Annotated in this window: 23 protein-coding genes; 13 read left to right on the top strand and 10 right to left on the bottom strand. The window is 69.5% G+C overall.

The genetic code is table 11. From position 1 onward, the window contains the following. The first annotated feature begins 9 nt into the window (after positions 1 to 9). Genes sufC through ACFPJ4_RS05080 form a run of 3 tightly spaced genes read left to right on the top strand, consistent with a single transcriptional unit; the run spans position 10 to position 1,729 of the window. Entirely contained in the window at positions 10 to 768 is a 759-nt protein-coding gene (sufC, locus tag ACFPJ4_RS05090; RefSeq protein ID WP_386739198.1) for a Fe-S cluster assembly ATPase SufC, read from the top strand. A 47-nt stretch (positions 769 to 815) separates the two neighbouring features. Beyond that, a complete protein-coding gene (locus tag ACFPJ4_RS05085) occupies positions 816 to 1,145 on the top strand; it encodes a metal-sulfur cluster assembly factor (protein ID WP_386739197.1) in 330 nt (109 codons plus the stop codon). Continuing rightward, on the top strand, positions 1,145 to 1,729 hold the full coding sequence (locus ACFPJ4_RS05080; RefSeq protein ID WP_386739196.1) for a cation efflux transmembrane domain-containing protein: 585 nt from the start codon (positions 1,145 to 1,147) through the stop codon (positions 1,727 to 1,729). The genes ACFPJ4_RS05085 and ACFPJ4_RS05080 overlap by 1 nt, the downstream gene beginning before the upstream one ends. 28 nt (positions 1,730 to 1,757) lie before the next feature. Here ACFPJ4_RS05080 and ACFPJ4_RS05075 read toward each other — a convergent pair whose 3' ends face one another. Beyond that, positions 1,758 to 2,363: a TetR family transcriptional regulator gene (locus ACFPJ4_RS05075; RefSeq protein ID WP_386739195.1), complete on the bottom strand. Its 606-nt coding sequence runs from the start codon at positions 2,361 to 2,363 to the stop codon at positions 1,758 to 1,760. A gap of 74 nt (positions 2,364 to 2,437) precedes the next feature. On the opposite strand from ACFPJ4_RS05075, the gene ACFPJ4_RS05070 reads away from it, so the two are divergent. The 5 genes from ACFPJ4_RS05070 to ACFPJ4_RS05050 all read left to right on the top strand — a co-directional run bounded on the left by ACFPJ4_RS05070 (position 2,438) and on the right by ACFPJ4_RS05050 (position 6,411). Beyond that, a complete protein-coding gene (locus ACFPJ4_RS05070; protein ID WP_386739194.1) occupies positions 2,438 to 3,067 on the top strand; it encodes a biotin transporter BioY in 630 nt (209 codons plus the stop codon). Next, entirely contained in the window at positions 3,064 to 3,780 is a 717-nt protein-coding gene (locus ACFPJ4_RS05065; protein ID WP_386739193.1) for an energy-coupling factor ABC transporter ATP-binding protein, read from the top strand. The genes ACFPJ4_RS05070 and ACFPJ4_RS05065 overlap by 4 nt, the downstream gene beginning before the upstream one ends. Next, on the top strand, positions 3,777 to 4,385 hold the full coding sequence (locus tag ACFPJ4_RS05060) for an energy-coupling factor transporter transmembrane component T family protein (RefSeq protein ID WP_386739192.1): 609 nt from the start codon (positions 3,777 to 3,779) through the stop codon (positions 4,383 to 4,385). The genes ACFPJ4_RS05065 and ACFPJ4_RS05060 overlap by 4 nt, the downstream gene beginning before the upstream one ends. After that, positions 4,382 to 4,744, top strand: coding sequence for a CHY zinc finger protein (locus tag ACFPJ4_RS05055; protein ID WP_386739191.1), 363 nt, complete (start codon positions 4,382 to 4,384; stop codon positions 4,742 to 4,744). Before ACFPJ4_RS05060 ends, ACFPJ4_RS05055 begins: the two co-directional genes overlap by 4 nt. A gap of 68 nt (positions 4,745 to 4,812) precedes the next feature. Continuing rightward, complete coding sequence (locus ACFPJ4_RS05050) at positions 4,813 to 6,411, top strand: ABC-F family ATP-binding cassette domain-containing protein (RefSeq protein ID WP_386739190.1); 1,599 nt, start codon at positions 4,813 to 4,815, stop codon at positions 6,409 to 6,411. Between the two features lie 34 nt (positions 6,412 to 6,445). On the opposite strand, the gene ACFPJ4_RS05045 is transcribed toward ACFPJ4_RS05050, so the two are convergent. The 3 genes from ACFPJ4_RS05045 to ACFPJ4_RS05035 are packed head-to-tail and all read right to left on the bottom strand — an operon-like array spanning position 6,446 to position 7,811. After that, positions 6,446 to 7,294 (bottom strand): SURF1 family cytochrome oxidase biogenesis protein, encoded by an 849-nt coding sequence (locus tag ACFPJ4_RS05045; protein ID WP_386739189.1) that lies wholly within the window; start codon positions 7,292 to 7,294, stop codon positions 6,446 to 6,448. Beyond that, the gene (locus ACFPJ4_RS05040; RefSeq protein WP_386739188.1) at positions 7,291 to 7,524 is read right to left on the bottom strand and encodes a hypothetical protein; all 234 of its coding nucleotides are present in this window, start codon (positions 7,522 to 7,524) and stop codon (positions 7,291 to 7,293) included. The genes ACFPJ4_RS05045 and ACFPJ4_RS05040 overlap by 4 nt, the downstream gene beginning before the upstream one ends. Beyond that, positions 7,521 to 7,811 carry a DUF3099 domain-containing protein gene (locus ACFPJ4_RS05035; RefSeq protein WP_386739187.1) on the bottom strand — a complete coding sequence of 97 codons (291 nt, stop codon included), beginning with the start codon at positions 7,809 to 7,811 and terminating at the stop codon, positions 7,521 to 7,523. Before ACFPJ4_RS05035 ends, ACFPJ4_RS05040 begins: the two co-directional genes overlap by 4 nt. Before the next feature lie 61 nt (positions 7,812 to 7,872). On the opposite strand from ACFPJ4_RS05035, the gene fabG reads away from it, so the two are divergent. Further along, positions 7,873 to 8,583 (top strand): 3-oxoacyl-ACP reductase FabG, encoded by a 711-nt coding sequence (gene fabG, locus ACFPJ4_RS05030; RefSeq protein WP_386739186.1) that lies wholly within the window; start codon positions 7,873 to 7,875, stop codon positions 8,581 to 8,583. Positions 8,584 to 8,613: 30 nt separating this feature from the next. Here fabG and ACFPJ4_RS05025 read toward each other — a convergent pair whose 3' ends face one another. From ACFPJ4_RS05025 to ACFPJ4_RS05015, 3 genes are read right to left on the bottom strand one after another with little or no spacing between them, the layout of a single operon-like run. Further along, positions 8,614 to 9,099: a GNAT family N-acetyltransferase gene (locus tag ACFPJ4_RS05025; protein ID WP_386739185.1), complete on the bottom strand. Its 486-nt coding sequence runs from the start codon at positions 9,097 to 9,099 to the stop codon at positions 8,614 to 8,616. A 51-nt stretch (positions 9,100 to 9,150) separates the two neighbouring features. After that, the gene (gene serB, locus ACFPJ4_RS05020; RefSeq protein ID WP_386739184.1) at positions 9,151 to 9,792 is read right to left on the bottom strand and encodes a phosphoserine phosphatase SerB; all 642 of its coding nucleotides are present in this window, start codon (positions 9,790 to 9,792) and stop codon (positions 9,151 to 9,153) included. Positions 9,793 to 9,826: 34 nt separating this feature from the next. After that, entirely contained in the window at positions 9,827 to 11,065 is a 1,239-nt protein-coding gene (locus ACFPJ4_RS05015) for a glucose-1-phosphate adenylyltransferase (protein ID WP_386739183.1), read from the bottom strand. A 63-nt stretch (positions 11,066 to 11,128) separates the two neighbouring features. Between ACFPJ4_RS05015 and glgA the strand changes: the two genes are divergently transcribed. The 4 genes from glgA to ACFPJ4_RS04995 all read left to right on the top strand — a co-directional run bounded on the left by glgA (position 11,129) and on the right by ACFPJ4_RS04995 (position 14,631). Further along, a complete protein-coding gene (glgA, locus tag ACFPJ4_RS05010; protein ID WP_386739182.1) occupies positions 11,129 to 12,313 on the top strand; it encodes a glycogen synthase in 1,185 nt (394 codons plus the stop codon). A gap of 12 nt (positions 12,314 to 12,325) precedes the next feature. Then, a complete protein-coding gene (locus tag ACFPJ4_RS05005) occupies positions 12,326 to 13,111 on the top strand; it encodes an ABC transporter ATP-binding protein (protein WP_386739181.1) in 786 nt (261 codons plus the stop codon). Positions 13,112 to 13,180: 69 nt separating this feature from the next. Further along, positions 13,181 to 13,429 carry a type B 50S ribosomal protein L31 gene (locus ACFPJ4_RS05000; protein ID WP_386739180.1) on the top strand — a complete coding sequence of 83 codons (249 nt, stop codon included), beginning with the start codon at positions 13,181 to 13,183 and terminating at the stop codon, positions 13,427 to 13,429. 110 nt (positions 13,430 to 13,539) lie between these two features. Next, the gene (locus ACFPJ4_RS04995) at positions 13,540 to 14,631 is read left to right on the top strand and encodes a serine hydrolase domain-containing protein (RefSeq protein ID WP_386739179.1); all 1,092 of its coding nucleotides are present in this window, start codon (positions 13,540 to 13,542) and stop codon (positions 14,629 to 14,631) included. A 22-nt stretch (positions 14,632 to 14,653) separates the two neighbouring features. Here the strand turns inward: ACFPJ4_RS04995 and ACFPJ4_RS04990 are convergent, their stop codons facing one another. From ACFPJ4_RS04990 to treS, 3 genes are all read right to left on the bottom strand, one after another. After that, the gene (locus tag ACFPJ4_RS04990; RefSeq protein WP_386739178.1) at positions 14,654 to 16,360 is read right to left on the bottom strand and encodes an NUDIX domain-containing protein; all 1,707 of its coding nucleotides are present in this window, start codon (positions 16,358 to 16,360) and stop codon (positions 14,654 to 14,656) included. 78 nt (positions 16,361 to 16,438) lie between these two features. Beyond that, a complete protein-coding gene (locus tag ACFPJ4_RS04985) occupies positions 16,439 to 16,747 on the bottom strand; it encodes a hypothetical protein (RefSeq protein ID WP_386739177.1) in 309 nt (102 codons plus the stop codon). After that, positions 16,744 to 18,468, bottom strand: coding sequence for a maltose alpha-D-glucosyltransferase (gene treS, locus ACFPJ4_RS04980; protein WP_386739176.1), 1,725 nt, complete (start codon positions 18,466 to 18,468; stop codon positions 16,744 to 16,746). The genes ACFPJ4_RS04985 and treS overlap by 4 nt, the downstream gene beginning before the upstream one ends. Between the last annotated feature and the right edge of the window lie 33 nt (positions 18,469 to 18,501).

The following is an 18,501-nucleotide window of genomic DNA, read 5'->3' as shown; positions in this document are numbered from 1 at the left end:
CACAACGACATGAGCACACTCAAGATCTCCGACCTCCGGGTCAGCATCGAGACCGACCAGGGCACCAAGCACATCCTCAAGGGCGTCGATCTGACGATCGAGGAGGGCGAGATCCACGCGGTCATGGGCCCGAACGGCTCCGGCAAGTCGACGCTGGCCTACACGATCGCCGGGCACCCGCGCTACAAGGTCGAGGGCGGCTCGATCACGCTCGACGGCGAGGACGTGCTCGCGATGAGCGTCGACGCCCGCGCCCGCGCCGGCCTGTTCCTCGCGATGCAGTACCCGGTCGAGATCCCGGGTGTGACGGTGTCGAACTTCCTGCGGACCGCCAAGACCGCGATCGACGGCGAGGCTCCGGCGATCCGCGGCTGGGGAGCCACCGTCAAGGACTCCATGAAGAAGCTGCGCATGGACTCGTCGTTCGCCTCGCGCAACGTCAACGAGGGGTTCTCGGGCGGCGAGAAGAAGCGCCACGAGATCCTCCAGCTCGAGCTGCTCAAGCCCAAGTTCGCGGTGCTCGACGAGACCGACTCCGGGCTCGACGTCGACGCCCTGAAGATCGTCTCGGAGGGCGTCAACCGCGCGCACGAGACGACGGGCCTCGGAATCCTGCTGATCACGCACTACACGCGGATCCTGCGCTACATCCACCCCGACTTCGTGCACGTCTTCGTCGACGGCCGCGTGGCCGAGGAAGGCGGCCCCGAGCTCGCCGAGCGCCTCGAGAACGAGGGCTACGACCGCTACCTCGTCGAGCAGGTCTAGGCCCCCGGATTCCGGCGAACCGACCACGACCCGCGTACCCTGAGAACATGCCCGTCGCACTCGAACCGCAGCTCTTCGACAAGGTCGAAGAGGCGCTGAAAGACGTCGTCGACCCCGAACTCGGCGTCAACGTCGTCGACCTCGGGCTGATCTACGACCTGGCCTGGGACGACGAGAACGACGCCCTGGTCATCTCGATGACCCTCACCTCGGCCGGCTGCCCGCTGACCGACGTCATCGAGGAGCAGATCGCGCAGGCCCTCGACGGCGTCGTGGAGCGCTTCCGCCTGAACTGGGTCTGGATGCCGCCGTGGGGTCCCGACCGGATCACCGACGATGGGCGCGACATGATGCGCGCCATCGGCTTCAGCATCTGATGAGCGACGCCGCACTGCGGCGCCGCGGATTCGTCCTCGAGGGCATCACCCTCGCCTGGAACGTCGTCGGCGTGGGCGTACTCGGCATCGCGGCCTTCGCGGCCGGCTCGGTGGCCCTGCTGGGCTTCGGGCTCGACAGCCTCATCGAGATCGGCGCGAGCATCGTCGTCATCTGGGAGCTCTCGGGCACCGACGAACGCCGCCGGCATCGCGCGCTGCAGCTGATCGGCATCGCCTTCGTCGCCCTCGCCGCCTACCTGCTGGTGCAGGCCTCCATCGCGCTGGCGACGGGCGCGCACGCGAGCACGAGCCCGCTCGGGATCGCCTGGACCGCCGTGACCGCGATCGCCATGTTCGCGCTCTCGGCCGCCAAGTCTCGCACCGGTCGGGCACTGGACAATCCCGTGCTGGTGAGCGAGGGACGCGTCACCTTCGTCGACGGGGTGCTCGCGGCATCCGTGCTCGTCGGCCTCGTGCTCAACGCCGCGTTCGGATGGTGGTGGTCCGACGCGATCGCGACCCTCGTCATCGTGGGCTATGCCGTGCGCGAGGCGCGGGAACTGCTGCGCCGCCCTCAGCCCTAGCGCCGCCCAAGGCCCGCGCCGGGCGGTCTCAGTCCGCGATCGAGGCGCGCTGCTCGAGGCCCGCCAGCAGGAGGTCGACCCCGGTCCGAAACGCCTCATCGTCGTCCGGCGTGAGCTCGGGCCTCATGCCGACCGCGTCGCTGGTCACACCCAGCACGTCGGCTTGGAGCCGCTGTTGCACCAGAGCCGCGTCGCCGAAGACCAGGTGAAGCAGCGCGGTCGCGACGACGCGGGCCGTGGCCGAGTCGTGACCGCGCTCGAGCGCGCGCACCAGCCGACGGTGCGCCTCATCGCCACCGAGTCCGAGGGCGCGGGTGCTGAGCACCACCTCGGCGCCGTCGCGGTAGGCCAGCAGAGCATCCCGGATCGCCGCTGCCTCGGCGGCCGTCGCATCGCGCCAGCCGAGCTCGGCGGGGGGACTCGGTCGCGCAGCAGCCTGGATGCGATCGGCGACCGCCGCGAGCAGCGCCTGCTTGTTCTCGATGTGCCAGTACAGCGCACTCGGCTGGACGTCGAGCTCCGCCCCCAGACGGCGCATCGTCAGGTCGGGGAGCCCGACCTCGTCGAGGAGGCGCAGCGCCGTGTCGACGACCGCCTCACGATCGTGGCGGGACGTGTTGCGGGCGGCGCTCATGGGACCACTATAGTGAACAGCGTTCAGGTGAACGCTGTTCAGGGCGCCACCCCAGCATCCCAAAGGAACTCACAATGCCGACTCCCGCATCACGTTTCGACACCCGCGACATCGCCCGCATCGCGGTGTTCGCCGCAATCATCGCTTCTCTCGGTCTGATCGGTCCCATCCCGGTGCCCGGGCTCGTGCCGATCACCGCCCAGACCCTCGGCATCGTGCTCGCGGGAGCCGTGCTCGGTCCGCGGCGGGGCGCGGCCGCGGTGACCGTCTTCCTGCTGCTCGTGTTCATCGGGCTTCCCCTGCTCTCCGGCGGTCACGGCGGAGCTGCCGTCTTCGCCGGCGTGACGGCGGGGTACCTGATCGGCTGGATTCCCGGGGCGTTCGTGGTCGGACTGATCGCCTACAGCGGCCGCGGCCCCGTGGCCTGGTGGCGAGTCGCCCTGGGCGGTCTCGTCGGCGGCATCCTGGTCATCTACTTCTTCGGCATCCCCGTGCAGTCGGCCGTGACGGGTCTGCCCCTCGGGCAGACCATCCTGACCAGCATCGTGTTCCTGCCGGGCGACCTGATCAAGATCGCCGTCGTCACGCTGCTGACGGTCGCACTGTGGCGCGCCTATCCGCCCGTGTTCGGGGCGCGTGCGGCACGCTCGAGGCCGGCGGCCGACCTCGAGGCCCCTGCCGTCGTGGAGACGACACCCCGGTGACCGTTGCCGACGGCCCCGCTTCTTCCGCGGCGCAGGTCATCGAGCTGAGCGGCGTTTCCGTCGACCTCGGCGGCAAGCCGGTGCTGCGCGGGATCGACGTGCGACTCGACCAGCGTCGCATCGCGGTGATCGGAGCCAACGGCTCGGGCAAGTCCACGTTCGCCCGCCTCCTGAACGGACTCGTGTCGCCCTCGCGGGGCGAGGTGAGGGTTCACGGCCTGGACGTGGCACGCGAGCCGAAGCGGGTCCGTCGGATGGTCGGCTTCGTGTTCACGAACCCCGACGCGCAGATCATCATGCCGACGGTGGCCGAGGATGTCGCCTTCTCTTTGCGCGGGCGGGGCCTCAGCCGCTCCGAGGTCACCCGGCGGACCGAGGAGGTTCTCGGCGCCTACGGCTTGAGCGACCTCGGCGAGGCGCCCGCGCATTCTCTCTCGGGAGGTCAGAAGCAGCTGTTGGCGCTTGCCTCCGTGCTGGTCGGCGAGCCGGCCCTGGTCGTGGCCGACGAGCCGACGACGCTGCTCGACCTGGGCAACGCTCGACGGGTCGCGGGTCTGCTCATCGACGAACTGGCCGCCCAGACGGTGATCGTCACCCACGATCTGGACCTGGCTGCGCGCTGCGACGTCGCGCTCAGGTTCGAGGACGGCCGGCTCGTGTCGGTCGGAGAACCGGCGCACGTGATCGCCGAATACCGGGCGGTGAACGCGTGATCTCGCTCTATCGGCCGGGACGCAGCCTGCTGCACCGCGCCCCCGCGGGGGCCAAACTGCTCGGTCTCGTGATCCTCGGCCTCGCCGTCTCCTTCATCCCGCGTGATCGGACCGCGCTCACCGTGGTGCTGCTGGCCGCGGCAGCACTCCTCGTCGTCGCAGGCTACGCCTCGGCGAGACTCGCCCCCGGGATCCTGCTGCGACAGCTCTGGACCACGCGATGGATCGTCGTGGTGATGGTCGTCACCCAGCTGATCTTCCTCACCCCCTGGGATGCTGCCGTCAGCACCGTGCGTGTGGTGGCGATCCTGCTGCTCGCCGCACTGCTGACCCTCACGACACGCAGCGAGGACCTGCTCGACGCGCTTCAGACGGCGCTTCGCCCGCTCACCCGCTTCGGCGTCGACCCTCGTCGGGTCGGCCTCACGCTGTCTCTCACCATCGCCATGCTGCCGGTGATCGCCTCGATCGCGGAACGCGTTCGCGAGGCGCAGCAGGCACGTGGCGCCCGCCTCGGAGTCCGAGCGATCGTGCCGATGCTCGTGCTGTCGCTGCGGCATGCCGATGACGTCGCGGACGCGCTGACGGCGCGGGGGGTCGAATGAGCAGCGCGCTCACCGACGGGGGAGCGGAGTCGTCCATCCCGATCGGCCCGGTTCGCGTCCACGGCCTCCCGGTGGATGCGCAGAGTCGCTGCGTGCACTGGAGCGGACCGCACGACGTGATCGCCATCGGCTTCCGCTGCTGCGGCCGGATCTACCCGTGCCGCGACTGCCACGACGCGGTCGCCGATCATCCCGCGAAGCTCTGGCCCCTCGACGAGCAGGACTCGCAGGTCATCCTGTGCGGCGAATGCACCGCGCTGTTCTCGATCGAGGAGTACCTCTCGAGCGATGCCTGTCCGGCCTGCGGCGCGTCATTCAACCCCGGATGCCGCCTGCACCGGCACCTCTACTTCGCCTGAACTAGACTGACCCAGGCTCTTCCGCCGCCGACCACCCCTTCCCCCCTCCTTAGAAACGGACTTTCGCCGTGCTCGCCGTGCATGACCTCGAGATCCGAGTCGGCGCGCGCCTGCTCATGGAGGACGTCACCTTCCGCGTCGACAAGGGCGACAAGATCGGTCTCGTCGGGCGCAACGGGGCGGGCAAGACGACCCTGACCAAGACCCTGGCCGGCGAGCTCGTCCCGAGCGGCGGGCGCATCGACCGCACGGGCGAGATCGGGTACCTGCCGCAGGACCCGCGCTCCGGCAACCCGGAGGACACGGCGCGCACCCGCATCCTCGACGCCCGCGGTCTCGGCCGGCTGGTCACCGGCATCCGGCAGGCGACGCTCGACATGGCCAGCCCGGATGCCGCCACCAGCGAGGCCGCGATGTCCACCTACTCGCGGCTCGAAGACCAGTTCCTCGCGCTGGGCGGCTACGCCGCGGAGGCCGAAGCCGCCTCCATCGCGTCGAACCTCGCGCTGCCCGATCGCATTCTCGACCAGGAGCTGAAGACCCTGTCGGGCGGCCAGCGCCGCCGCATCGAGCTGGCGCGCATCCTGTTCTCGGGCGCCGACACGATGATCCTCGACGAGCCGACCAACCACCTCGACGCCGACTCGGTGGTCTGGTTGCGCGAGTTCCTCAAGGGTTACTCGGGCGGCGTCATCGTGATCAGCCACGACGTCGACCTCGTCGAGGAGACCGTCAACAAGGTCTTCTACCTGGATGCCAACCGCCAGGTGATCGACATCTACAACATGGGCTGGAAGCACTACCTCCGCCAGCGCGAGGCCGATGAGGACCGCCGCAAGAAGGAGCGTGTCAACGTCGAGAAGAAGGCCACCACGCTGCAGCTGCAGGCCGCCCGGTTCGGCGCGAAGGCATCCAAGGCCGCCGCCGCGCACCAGATGGTCGCCCGAGCCGAGAAGATGCTCGCCGGGCTCGACGAGGTACGCGTGGCTGACCGGGTGGCCAAGCTGCGATTCCCGGATCCGGTGACCTGCGGGCGCACGCCGCTGGCGGCATCCGGACTCAGTAAGAGCTACGGCTCGCTCGAGATCTTCACGGCGGTCGACCTCGCGATCGATCGCGGGTCGAAGGTCGTCGTGCTGGGCCTCAACGGCGCGGGCAAGACGACGCTGCTGCGCATCCTGGCCGGGGTTGACAAACCCGACACCGGCCAGGTCGAGCCAGGGCACGGCCTGCGGGTCGGCTACTACGCCCAGGAGCACGAGACGATCGACGTCAAGCGCACCGTGCTGCAGAACATGCTGAGCGCCTCGCCGCAGCTCAACGAGACCGAGGCCCGCAAGGTGCTTGGCTCCTTCCTGTTCACCGGCGACGACGGCCACAAGCTCGCCGGCGTGCTCTCCGGCGGAGAGAAGACCCGGCTCGCCCTCGCGATGATCGTCGTCTCGGGAGCCAACGTGCTGCTCCTGGACGAGCCGACCAACAACCTCGACCCCGCGAGCCGCGAAGAGATCCTGGGGGCTCTGGCGGGCTACCAGGGCGCTGTGGTGCTGGTCTCGCACGACGAGGGGGCCGTCGAGGCCCTGAACCCGGAGCGCGTGCTGATCCTGCCCGACGGCGTCGAAGACCACTGGAACCCCGACTACTCGGATCTCATCTCGCTCGCCTGAGCCGAGTTGCGGAACGGAACGGCTCAGGACCGGATCAGCGCCGCACCTCGTCGAGGATGGCGTCCTCGACGTCGGAGTCGGTCGAGCGCAGCCGAGGAGCGCGGGCTTCGGTCTGCTGCTCCCGCGGCAGCGCCAGGATCCGTCGCTCGCGACGATAGGCCCAGATCAGTCCCACGAAGGCCAGCAGCCCGAAGGCGATCCACTGGATCGCGTACGAGAGGTGCGGTCCTTCGTCGGGGGCGGGCTCCTGCGCCGCCCGGGGCCGCGTCGCCGGCGCAGGAGTCTCGGAGGCGAGCAGACCGTACGCCCCGGTGTAAGTCGCGTGGGAGCCGAGGAGCTTCGCGATCGAGGGCAGATGGATCGACGCCACCTGTCCGCGCGGAGCGTCGCGCCCGGGCAGCTCGGGTTCGCTCTGCTGCAGACGCGCGACGACCGTGACCGCGCCGCTCGGCGCCGCGGGGACGACGTCGGGCGTGTCGCGGGTCGAGCCGATCGACAGCCAGCCGCGGTCGACGATGAAGATGCTGCCGTCATCGAGCCGGAACGGGACGAGCTGCTCGAAGCCCGGATTCGCGTTGTACGGCCGGTTGCGCACGAGCAGCTGCTGATCGTTCAGGTAGCGGCCGTGCAGGGTGACCGGGCGCCACTCCTCGCCCGCATGCCAGGCGCCGTACCCGCTCAGCAGGCTGTCGAGGGCGACAGGGGCCGCCTCGTAGTTCGAGGTGACGAGCTGCCCCTCGGCGACCGTCTCGGCGCGGCGCGCCCACTGCCACCAGGAGAGCAGCGCGCAGGCGATCGCGAAGGCGATCACGAGGGCGAGATACGCCCCCCAGCGACGCACACCGGTCGCGGGGGCGGCGGACTCGGAGCTCGGCGCACTCACGCCGGATCCGGCACGCTCTCGGCCACGACATCCGCTGCCGTGACGAGCACGGGGAAGCCGCGCGATCCGAGGTACCCGGTGAGATGATCGCGGTGCGCCTGGCAGGCCAGCCAGACCTTCACCCGCTCCGGTGCGTGGATGCGGGGGTTGCGCCAGTTGATCCGCCACACCGCAGAGTCGGTGCAGCCCGCCGCGGAGCAGCGCACAGGCGCCTCACCGAAGCCGATCATGCCGAATGCCCCGGGCCGTGTTCGGCCACCGTCACGGGCACGATCGCACCGGGACGACGGACGCTCATGCGCGGATGCTGCACGTTGTTGGCGATCACGACCGCGAAGTAGGGAAGGAACACCGCGCCGGCGGCGGGAAGCAGCATCCACCATCCGGGAACGAACAGGCACGCCACGATGCAGACGACCCGGATGGCTTGCGCGATGGCGTACTTGATCATGCGCGAGTGCCGCTCGACGTCGGGAGACGGGGGCAGCTCGGTGATCGAAACGGGCTTGGCGCGCATGGCAGCTTCCACCTTACGTCCGCGCGGCCGAGAGTTGCCGTCATCGGTAGGCTGGTCGACCATGAGCACCCCCCGCACCGTTCTGATCACCGGCGGAAACCGTGGCATCGGCTACGCGATCGCGGAGGAATTCGTGACGGCGGGGCACCGGGTCGCGGTGACCGCGCGATCCGGCGAGGGGCCGGCCGGCAGCCTCACGGTCCGCGCGGATGTGACCGACAGCGCCGCGCTCGACGCCGCCTTCTCCGAGGTGGAGCAGAAGCTCGGTGCGGTCGAGGTCGTCGTGGCGAACGCCGGGATCACCCGCGACATGCTGCTGATGCGCATGTCGGATGACGACTTCGATGCGGTCGTCGACACCAACCTCGGCGGGGCCTTCCGCGTCGTCAAACGCGCCTCGAAAGGGATGCTGAAGGCCCGTTTCGGCCGCATCATCCTGGTCTCGAGCGTCGTCGGTCTGCTCGGCGGCGCCGGGCAGGTGAACTACTCCTCCTCGAAGGCGGGCCTCGTCGGCATGGCCCGATCGATCACGCGCGAGCTGGGCGGCCGCGGGATCACCGCGAATGTCGTGGCGCCCGGCTTCATCGAGACCGACATGACGGCCGAATTGCCGGAGGCGCAGCAGCTCGAGTACAAGAAGTCGATCCCGGCCGGGCGCTTCGCCGCCCCGAGCGAGGTCGCGAAGGTCATCGTCTGGCTCGCGGGCGACGACGCCGGCTACATCTCGGGCGCGGTCATCCCGGTCGACGGCGGCCTCGGCATGGGCCACTAACCCCGCGCTCCGCCGTCGGTCGGCACGAGCTCAGCGAACCATCCGGCGGACCACGATCGGCGTCCGGACGAGCGGATGCGTCTGCCGTGCCCCATCGAACTCGAAGCGGTTGCGCCGGTAGAACGCGGTCGCCCGCGGGTTATGGTCTGCGACCCAGAGGAAGGCAGGAACATCGCCGATCGCCGCATCGAGCAGCTCCTGACCGGCCGATGACCCATGCTGAGCCGCGAGAAGGTAGATCCCCTCCAACTCGAGCGGCCGGGGCGCGTCCCCACCCCGGCCCCGTCCCGTCGAGGCCCAGCCGACGACCGCGCTATCGAGAGCAGCCACCCAGACCTGCACCTCGTCGCCCGCGATCAATCCTGCCCACCGACGTTCGCGGGCCTCGATGTCGAGGGCGTCCAGCTCACCCGGCTCGACGAGGTGCGTGTAGGTCTCGCGCCAGGACTGGACGTGCACGCGCGCGATCCCCGCGGCATCCGCGACGGTCGCCGGCCGCACCTCGACCCCGCTCATGGCCGCTCCGCCGCCTGCGGTGCGCGTCGAGATCCGGCCACGACGAGGTCCCTAGACACGGCGGAGGCCCATCAGGGGCAGCAGCATCGACAGGTCGCGCTCGTCGAGCAGGACGTGGGCAAGGTCCCGCACGGGGGCCTTGGCGTCGAACCCGACGGCGAGTCCGCAGACCGCCATCATCGGCAGGTCGTTGGCCCCGTCGCCGACGGCGAGGGTCTGCGAGAGGGGGAGTCCGGCATCCGCCGCCCACTCGCGCAATGCCGATGCCTTCGCCGCCGCATCGATGATCGGGGGGATGACGCGCCCGGTCAGCACTCCGCCGACGACCTCGAGGCGGTTGGCCCGCCACTCGTCGAGTCCGAGTTCGGCGGCGATCGGGTCGATGACCTCGTGGAATCCGCCCGATACGACGGCGACCCGCCCGCCCGCGGCGTGCACGCCCGCGACGAGCTCGGGCACGCCCCGGGTCACCGTCACCTGCGCACGGACGGTGTCGAACACCGAAGCCGGAAGCCCCGCCAGCGCGGCGACCCGCTCGCGCAGGCTCTCGGCGAAGTCGAGCTCGCCGTTCATGGCGCGCAAGGTGATCTCGGCGACGCGATCGCGTGATCCGGCCTCGTCGGCGAGAAGCTCGATCACCTCGTCCTCGATGAGGGTCGAATCGACGTCGAGGACGACCAGGAAGGCGGCCATGGTTCGGTGCGGACCTTCCGTCGGGTGCAGAGGACTAGCTGACGATCTCGCCCTTGCCGACCACCGTGATGCCGGAGTCGGTCACGGTGAAACCGCGGGCACGGTCCGCGTCGTGGTCGACGCCGACGGTCGCTCCGGGCGAGACCACCACATCCTTGTCGAGGATAGCGCGCTGCACGATGGCGTTCTCGCCGACGTGAACCCGCTCGAACACGACGGAATCGACCACCCGGGCGCCCGAATCGATCGTGTTCCAGGGGCCGAGAACACTGCGCTCGAGGTGACCGCCCGAGATGACGCAGCCCAGCGAGACGATCGAGTCGATCGCGGTGCCGACCGCGTTCCGGCCGTCGCGCACGAACTTCGCCGGCGGGGAGTTGAGCTGCTGACTGAAGATCGGCCATTCCCGGTTGTAGAGGTTGAACACGGGCAGGGCCGCGATCAGGTCCTGGTGGGCGTCGAAGAACGAGTCGATCGTGCCGACGTCGCGCCAGTAGAAGCGATCGCGCTCGGTGGCACCGGGAACGTCGTTGCGGTTGAGGTCGTAGACGCCGGCCTGACCGCGGGCCACGAAATCGGGAACGATGTCGCCGCCCATGTCGTGGTTCGAGTCGGCCCGCGCGCCATCCCGTTGCACCGCGTCGATGAGCACGTCGGCGTCGAAGACGTAGTTGCCCATCGACGCGAGGATCTCGCCGGGGGAGTCGCCGAGCCCGACGGCATCCTTCGGCTTCTCGCGGAAGGCCCCGATCTTCTGCGGGTTCTTGGCGTCGAGTTCGATGACCCCGAACTGGTCGGCGAGCGCGATGGGCTGCCGGATCGCGGCGACGGTGACCCCGAGGCCCGAGGCGATGTGGGCCTCGATCATGTCGTTGAAGTCCATGCGGTACACGTGGTCGGCTCCGACCACCACGACGATGTCGGGCTTCTCGTCGCGCAACAGGTTCAGGCTCTGCAGGATCGCATCGGCCGAGCCGCTGAACCAGCGCTTGCCGAGCCGCTGCTGGGCGGGCACCGACGCGACGTACGATCCGAGCATCCCCGACAGACGCCAGGTCGTCGAGACGTGCCGATCGAGCGAGTGGGACTTGTACTGCGTGAGCACGACGATCTGCCGCAGACCCGAGTTCACGAGGTTCGAGAGGGCGAAGTCGATGAGGCGGTACACGCCTCCGAACGGGACAGCGGGCTTGGCCCGGTCCGCGGTCAACGGCATCAAACGCTTGCCCTCGCCGCCCGCGAGGACGATTCCGAAGATCTTCTTCGATGCCATACGGCAACAGTAGGCGAGCCGACGGGGGCTGTACCAGCAGCCGCGCTGGGCTAACGTCGCAGAATGCGAGTCGACATTCTGAGCCGAGAGTATCCGCCCGAGGTCTACGGCGGCGCGGGAGTCCATGTGGCCGAACTGGTGCACGCGCTTCGGCCCGAGGTCGATGTCGTGGTGCGGGCCTTCGGGCTGCCGCGAGACGAGCCCGAGGTGCACTCCTACCTGGTCCCGGCGCAGTTGACGACCGCCAATCCGGCACTGGCGACGCTCGGCGTCGACCTCCAGATGGCCGAGGACGTCGCCGGGGCCGACCTCGTGCACTCGCACACCTGGTACGCCAACGGCGCCGGACATCTCGCGAAGCTGCTGCACGGCATCCCGCACATCGTGACGGCGCACAGCCTCGAGCCGCTGCGTCCGTGGAAGGCCGAGCAGCTCGGCGGCGGATACCGGGTCTCGTCGTGGATCGAGAAGACGGCGTTCGAAGCGGCGGATGCGGTCATCGCCGTCAGCGCCGGCATGGCCGCCGACATCCTGCGCTGCTATCCCGCGATCGACCCGGCTCGCGTCCGGGTCGTGCACAACGGCATCGACCTGGACCGCTGGCAGCGCATCGACGAGCCGGATGTCGTCCGCGCCCTCGGCATCGACCCCGACCGTCCCAGCGTGGTCTTCGTCGGGCGCATCACGCGCCAGAAGGGGCTGCCCTACCTGCTCGCCGCGGCCAAGCGGCTGCCCCCCGAGGTGCAACTGGTGCTGTGCGCCGGGGCGCCCGACACCCCGGAGATCCTGGCCGAGGTGCAGGCCGGCGTCGAGGAGCTGCAGGCCGAGCGCACCGGGGTCGTGTGGATCGACCGTCTGCTCAGCCAGCACGAGCTGTCGGCCGTGCTCTCGAATGCGACGACCTTCGTCTGCCCTTCGGTGTACGAGCCGCTCGGCATCGTCAACCTCGAGGCGATGGCGTGCGGGGCTCCCGTGGTCGGGACCGCGACGGGAGGGATCCCCGAGGTCGTCGCCGACCACCTCACCGGAAGGCTCGTCCCGATCGAGCAGCTCGACGACGGGACGGGGACGCCGGTCGACCCCGAGCGGTTCATCGCCGACCTCGCGGCCGCACTGACCGAGGTCGTCGCCGACCCGAGCACCGCACGGCTGATGGGGGAGGCCGGACGACGGCGCGCCCGCTCCGAGTTCAGCTGGCACAGCATCGCCGCGCGCACACGCGCGATCTATGAGGAACTGCTCGCGTAGGCTGGTCCCATCATGTCCGGCGTGCTCGAATTCTCTGACCTCTCCGTCGTGCGGGGCGGCACTCGCATTCTCGACTCGATCACCTGGAGCGTCCAGCCGGACGAGCGCTGGGTGGTCCTCGGTCCCAACGGCGCGGGCAAGACGACCCTGTTGCAGCTCGCTTCGGCGTCGATCCACCCCAGCTCGGGAACGGCGATCGTGCTCGGGGAGCGACTAGGCAAGGTCGACGTGTTCGAGCTGCGCCCGCGGATCGGCTTCGCGTCGACGGCACTCGGCCGCCGCATCCCCGCCAACGAGACGGTGCTGGATGCCGTGATGACCGCCGCGTACTCGGTCACCGGTCGCTGGAACGAGCAGTACGACGACATCGACGTCCGCCGCGCGCGGCGCGTGCTCGACGAGTGGAGGCTCACCGAACTCGAAGGCCGGTTGTTCGGAACCCTGAGCGACGGTGAGCAGAAGCGCGTGCAGATCGCCCGCTCGGTCATGACCGACCCGGAGCTGCTGCTGCTCGACGAGCCGGCCGCGAGCCTCGACCTGGGCGCCCGCGAGGAGCTGCTCCAGCTGCTCGGCGCCTATGCGAGCTCGGCGACGTCGCCGGCCATGGTGATGGTCACCCACCACGTGGAGGAGATCGCGCCGGGATTCACGCACGCCCTTCTGCTCAGCGACGGCAGTATCCATTCGGAGGGGCCGATCGCCGAGGTCATCACGGGCGAGAAGCTCAGCGAGGTCTTCGGGCTCGAACTCGTGGTCGCCACGAGCGAGAACGGGCGATACTCGGCCCGCGCGCGCTGACGGCCTGATATAGTTGCTCGTTGGCCCTCCGGCCTCACACGCTTCCATCGACATTCACCGAGGTTCACCATGAAGTCCGAGATCCATCCCGCATACGCGCCGATCGTGTTCCGCGATCTGGCCAGCGGTGAGACCTTCCTCACCCGGTCGACGGCGACGAGCGACAAGACGATCGAGTTGGACGGCGCGAGCTATCCCGTGATCGACGTCGAGATCTCGTCGGCCTCGCACCCGTTCTACACGGGCAAGCAGCGCATCCTCGACAGCGCCGGCCGCGTCGAGAAGTTCAACTCGCGCTACAAGGGCTTCGGCAAGTAGCAGAGCTTCGACAAGGGCGATCGGCTTCGGCCGGTCGCCCTTTTCGCTGCCCGGACAGCTCGCGGCCGCTCGCGGGCTGCCGTTCACCTGCTCCTGCTAGCGTCGACGCCGTGTCCGATGCCGGCCTGCCCGATCCGGCCGCGGCCGGGATGGACTCCGACGCGCTTCGACACGCGGTCGACCTCGCCGAGGCATGGAGCACTCGGGGGCAGCTGACCGTCCTCCATCGTGGCCGGCTCGCCCTCGACGTCGCCTTCGGCTGCGATCACGACGCGCTGTTCTGGTTGTTCTCGGCGAGCAAGCCGTTCATCGCCGTGCTGGTGCTGCGCCTGATCGAGCGCGGCCTGATCGGCTGGGACGATCCCGTCGCGCGCTACTGGCCCGAGTTCGCCGAGAACGGCAAGGACCGCATCACGGTGCGCCAGGTGCTGCAGCATCGCACCGGGATGCCGACGGCCGGTTCCGCTCTGGGCGACGCCCTCGCGATGTCGAACTGGCGGCAGAGCATCGGGCGGATCGAACGCTCGGCCCCGCAGTTCGACCCGGCGCGCGGGCCGGCGTACCAGTTCCTGATCTACGGCTTCGTGCTGGGCGAGCTCGTGAGCCGGGTCACCGGCGACGCCGTCGAGGCGGTGCTTCAGCGCGAGGTGCTCGACCCGCTCGAGCTGCGCGACACCTTCCTGGGACTTCCGGAAGAGGCCTGGCCCCGCCATGTGCGCCTGCACGTCGACGGCCCCGGTGGCGGGATCACCCAGTCGGTCTTGAATCGGCGGGCGACCCGCGCGGCCGTCATCCCCGCCGCCGGGATCTCGTCGACGAGCCGGGATCTCGCCCGGTTCTACCAGGCGTTGCTGCGCGATCGCGCCGGCGAGGGACCCGGGATCCTGCGCCGCGAGACCCTGGCCGAAGCACTCGTGCCGTCGAGCGACCGGCAGACGGACCTGTTCGCGCGCGCGCCGATCCGCTGGTCCGCGGGATTCCAACTCGGAGGCCCGCGGTTGGGTGCGAGGAGCGGGCCGATGGGCCGCACCTCGAGCCCGACGACCTTCGGGCACAACGGCAGCAACTGCTGCATGGGATGGGCGGATCCCCGGCGGGAGCTGGTCGTGGCCTACCTGACGGATCGCGTCCCGCGGCAGCCCGCGGGCATCCGGCAGCACGCCCGTGTGTCGGACGCCATCATCGCCGCGGTTCGCGACTGAGCTGTGCCCGACCGCGGTCGGGTCAGAACAGGGTGGCGCCCGCCCGGCGCGATGCCCACAGCGGCAGCAGCTCGTCGCGGGTCAGCGGCGCGAGCTCGGCGCCGATGCCGTCGAGTCGATCGATCCAGAGCAGCTCCTCGATCTCGCCGGCCGGCTCGAGAGGCGCGTCGGTCTCGAGCGCGAAGACCGCGGCCGAGACGACCGTGTTCGGTTCGTGAGCGGCCTCGGCACGGAACACCCCGAGGTACTCGGCCGTCGATTCGTCGAGCTCGAGGTCGAGCTCCTCCCGCAACTCGCGGCTGAGCGCGTCGAGCGCCGACTCGCCCGGCTCGAGCTTGCCACCGGCCTGCATGAAGACCGAGCTGCCGGCCTTGCGAACGAGCAGGCAGCGGCCCTGGGGGTCGGTCACGATCGCGGCCGCGATGCGCAGCACGGTCGGCGGCGGGCCTGATTCGACCGCCGAGGTCGGCTCCGTGCCGGACTCGACCTCGGCGTCGTTCGCCGACACCGGTTCCGTCTCGCTCGACTCGAGGGAGTCCTCGTCGGCGAACTCCTCGCCGGGGAACTCCTCATCGGAGAAGCCCACGCCGGCGAAGCCCTCGGAAACGCCCGCATCGACCTCGTCGACCACGGCATCCGGCTCATCGCGGTCGGGCTCATCGCGCTCGTTCGGAGGGAAGGTGCCGACGAGTTCGACGACCGACAGCGACTCGGCCGCCGACACCGACACCGACGGAACCTCGCTCGGCTCGACGATCCACGCCGGCTCGTCGTCGTCTCCGCTCACGAACGGCTCGTCGATCGACGGCGGGGCGACGAACGACTCGTCGACGCGCTCGTGGATCGACGGCATCGGGGCGTTGCGGTAGACGTCGGGGCTGAAGCGCGTTGACGGCTCCCGGCTCGTCTCTTCGCCGCGGGATACCTCGAGCGCGAGCACGCCGGTGGCCGAGAAGTCGAGCACCGGGACGTTGCCGCTGGGCCGCGGAGGCAAGGGCGGGATCGGCTGCGTGTCCACGAAGCTCGAGGGATCGCCGGCCGGCTTGAGCGGCCAGGACGGGTCGGCGACGTAGCTGTCGTCGCCGCGCTTGGCACGCAGGTACTCCTGGAAGCTGGCCGCCTGCTCCGCGTGCCAGACCTCCTGACGCCCATGCAGATCGGCGAGGTCGATGTCGAGGTCGTCGGGGTACCGGTGCAGCAGGGCGAGCGCGACGCGCCCGGCGGCGATCGCATCCGCTCCCGCATCGTGGGCGTCGTCGAGCGGGACCTCGTAGAGTCGCGCGGTGATCTCGAGGGTGCGCTTGCCCTTGCGATAGCGGTCGAGCGCCTTGTCGATCACCAGAGGGTCGATGACGGGAAGCGGCACGTCGAGCGGATCGAGGCCATGCCTTCGGCATTCGCGGTCGAGCAGGCTCAGATCGTAGGGCGCGTTGTAGACCGTCACCGGGATGCCGGAGTCGAACAGCACCCGGAGCGTCTGCACGATCTCGGCCACGACCAGGGTCGCAGAACGCCCCTCGCGCTGCGCCCGCTCGGTGGTGATGCCGTGTACGGCGCTCGCACCCTCCGGGATGTCGATGCCGGGATCGGCGAGCCAGTTCCAGCGCGACACGACTCCGCCGGCATCATCGAGGACCGCGATGCAGGCGGAGACGATCCGACTCGTGTCGACGTCGACTCCTGTCGTCTCGAGGTCGAAGACCCCGAGACGATCGCCCCACGTGCTCATGCCCTCACCGTATTCGCTCCCGGCGACACGATGCGGGAGGACGCTCGGGTGAAGCAGAAACCCCGTTCGGCCGCGTCGTCAGCTGAACGACACCCGGATGAACTCCGTGCGCGCGACGACCCGGTCGCGCTCGGCCGCCAGGGCGACCCGACGGTCATCCGCGAGATAGGCCTGCAGGGCCGCTTCGGAGGGGAAGCTGTAGAACTGGACCTCGAGCGGATGCCCCGACTCGCCCGAGCTGCGAGCGCGCTGCAGCACCCGACCGCCGTGCGCCGGCACGAGGGCGAGCACGCGATCCTCGTAGGCGACGAGCTCGGCGTCGTGCCCCGGATGCGCCCACAGCAGCACGCAGAGCTCGACCGGCCCCGCGGCATCCGCGGCGCTCACGACAGCCGTCCCGGGGTGAAGCGTACTTCGCCGACATGCAGCCAGTAGAAGCTCTGGGTTCCGAGCGTGAGCGTCACCGTGCCGTCCTCTCCGATCGTGGGGAACTCGCTGCCGCCGAACAGGTCGTACAGGGCCGACCCCGGCTCGCCGACCTGGATCCGCGCCGAGACCGGGTTGTGCGCGAACGAGAACACGCACAGGATCCGCTCCGGCGCATCGCCGAACTGGTGCCCGGTCCCCTCGTACTCGCGCACGAAGGCGAGCACCGATTCGTGGTTGGTCGGCAGCACGCGGATGGTGCCGAGTCCGAAGGTGGGATGCCCCTTGCGCACGTGGATGACGTTGCGCACCCAGTGCAGCAGCGAGCGCGACTGCGCGAGCTGGGACTCCACGTTGACGAGCGTGTAGTTGTAGACGAGCGACTGCACGACCGGCAGATAGAGCTTGCCCGGATCGGCGGTCGAGAACCCGGCGTTGCGGTCGGGCGTCCACTGCATGGGGGTGCGGGAGGCGTCGCGGTCGGGCAGCCAGATGTTGTCGCCCATCCCGATCTCGTCGCCGTAGTACAGGAAGGGCGAACCCGGCAGGGAGAACAGCAGCGCGTGGGCGAGCTCCAGCTCGGCGCGCGAGTTGTCGAGCAGGGGAGCAAGGCGCCGCCGGATTCCCACGTTGACGCGCATCCGCGGGTCGTAGGCGTACCAGCCGTACATCGCCTGCCGGTACTCCTCGCTGACCATCTCGAGCGTCAACTCGTCGTGGTTGCGCAGGAAGACACCCCAGCCCGCGCCCGGCGGCGTCTCGGTGGTCTCGGCCAGCACGCGGGTCAGCTCCTGCGCCGACTGCGAGCGCAGCGAGTAGAAGATGCGGGGCATCACCGGGAAGTCGAAGGCCATGTGGCACTGCGGCTCCTCCTCGGTTCCCATGAACTCGACGACCTCGGCCGGCCACTGGTTGGCCTCGGCCACCATGACGCGCCCCGGGTACTCGGCGTCCATCATCCGGCGCACCTTCTTGAGGAACTCGTGGGTGGGCGGCTCGCCCTCGCCCGTGCCCCCGTCGGACTCGTACAGGTACGGGATCGCGTCGAGCCGGAAGCCGTCGACGCCCATGTCCATCCAGAAGCGGATGATGTCGAACACCGCGTCGTGGACGGCCGGGTTGTCGAAGTTCAGGTCGGGCTGGTGCGAGAAGAAGCGGTGGAAGTAGAACTGCCGCCGCATCGAGTCGAAGGCCCAGTTGGAGTCCTCGCTGTCGGTGAAGATGATCCGGATGTTCTCGTACTTCTCGTCGGTGTCGCTCCACACGTAGAAGTCGCCGTAGGGCCCGTCGGGATCGGCACGCGACTGCTGGAACCAGTCGTGCGCGTCGGAGGTGTGGTTCAGCGGAAGGTCGATGATGATGCGCATGTTGCGCTCGTGCGCCTTCGTGACCAGGTCTTTGAACTCCTCGAGCGTGCCGAACTCCGGCAGGATCGAGCGGTAGTCGGCCACGTCGTACCCGCCGTCGCGCAGCGGGGACGAGAAGATCGGCGGGATCCAGAGGGCGTCGACCCCGAGCCACTGCAGGTAGTCGAGTTTCGAGATCAGGCCGCCGAGGTCACCGGAGCCGTCACCGTTGCTGTCGACGAACGACCGCACCATGACCTCATAGAAGACCGACCGTCGATACCAATGCGGATCGAGGGTCAGTCCGGGCAACGTGATCGGGGCGGTGAAGGTCACCGGTCGAGTCTAGTAATCGCTTCTAGACTGAAC

The organism is Lysinimonas soli (genome assembly GCF_042655435.1).
Classification (GTDB): domain Bacteria; phylum Actinomycetota; class Actinomycetes; order Actinomycetales; family Microbacteriaceae; genus Lysinimonas; species Lysinimonas soli.
The sequence above is the reverse complement of the archived record's forward strand: the minus strand, read 5'-3'. Positions and strand labels throughout refer to the sequence as shown.

Coding starts and splice junctions, on each gene's coding strand:
- glgA (WP_386739182.1), top strand. CDS start 11,129: ATGCGAGTCGACATTCTGAGCCGAGAGTATCCGCCCGAGGTCTACGGC.
- ACFPJ4_RS05000 (WP_386739180.1), top strand. CDS start 13,181: ATGAAGTCCGAGATCCATCCCGCATACGCGCCGATCGTGTTCCGCGAT.
- ACFPJ4_RS05080 (WP_386739196.1), top strand. CDS start 1,145: ATGAGCGACGCCGCACTGCGGCGCCGCGGATTCGTCCTCGAGGGCATC.
- serB (WP_386739184.1), bottom strand. CDS start 9,792: ATGGCCGCCTTCCTGGTCGTCCTCGACGTCGATTCGACCCTCATCGAG.
- ACFPJ4_RS05005 (WP_386739181.1), top strand. CDS start 12,326: ATGTCCGGCGTGCTCGAATTCTCTGACCTCTCCGTCGTGCGGGGCGGC.
- sufC (WP_386739198.1), top strand. CDS start 10: ATGAGCACACTCAAGATCTCCGACCTCCGGGTCAGCATCGAGACCGAC.
- ACFPJ4_RS05015 (WP_386739183.1), bottom strand. CDS start 11,065: ATGGCATCGAAGAAGATCTTCGGAATCGTCCTCGCGGGCGGCGAGGGC.
- ACFPJ4_RS05035 (WP_386739187.1), bottom strand. CDS start 7,811: ATGCGCGCCAAGCCCGTTTCGATCACCGAGCTGCCCCCGTCTCCCGAC.
- ACFPJ4_RS05040 (WP_386739188.1), bottom strand. CDS start 7,524: ATGATCGGCTTCGGTGAGGCGCCTGTGCGCTGCTCCGCGGCGGGCTGC.
- ACFPJ4_RS05085 (WP_386739197.1), top strand. CDS start 816: ATGCCCGTCGCACTCGAACCGCAGCTCTTCGACAAGGTCGAAGAGGCG.
- ACFPJ4_RS05055 (WP_386739191.1), top strand. CDS start 4,382: ATGAGCAGCGCGCTCACCGACGGGGGAGCGGAGTCGTCCATCCCGATC.
- ACFPJ4_RS05075 (WP_386739195.1), bottom strand. CDS start 2,363: ATGAGCGCCGCCCGCAACACGTCCCGCCACGATCGTGAGGCGGTCGTC.
- ACFPJ4_RS05025 (WP_386739185.1), bottom strand. CDS start 9,099: ATGAGCGGGGTCGAGGTGCGGCCGGCGACCGTCGCGGATGCCGCGGGG.
- ACFPJ4_RS04990 (WP_386739178.1), bottom strand. CDS start 16,360: ATGAGCACGTGGGGCGATCGTCTCGGGGTCTTCGACCTCGAGACGACA.
- fabG (WP_386739186.1), top strand. CDS start 7,873: ATGAGCACCCCCCGCACCGTTCTGATCACCGGCGGAAACCGTGGCATC.
- ACFPJ4_RS05070 (WP_386739194.1), top strand. CDS start 2,438: ATGCCGACTCCCGCATCACGTTTCGACACCCGCGACATCGCCCGCATC.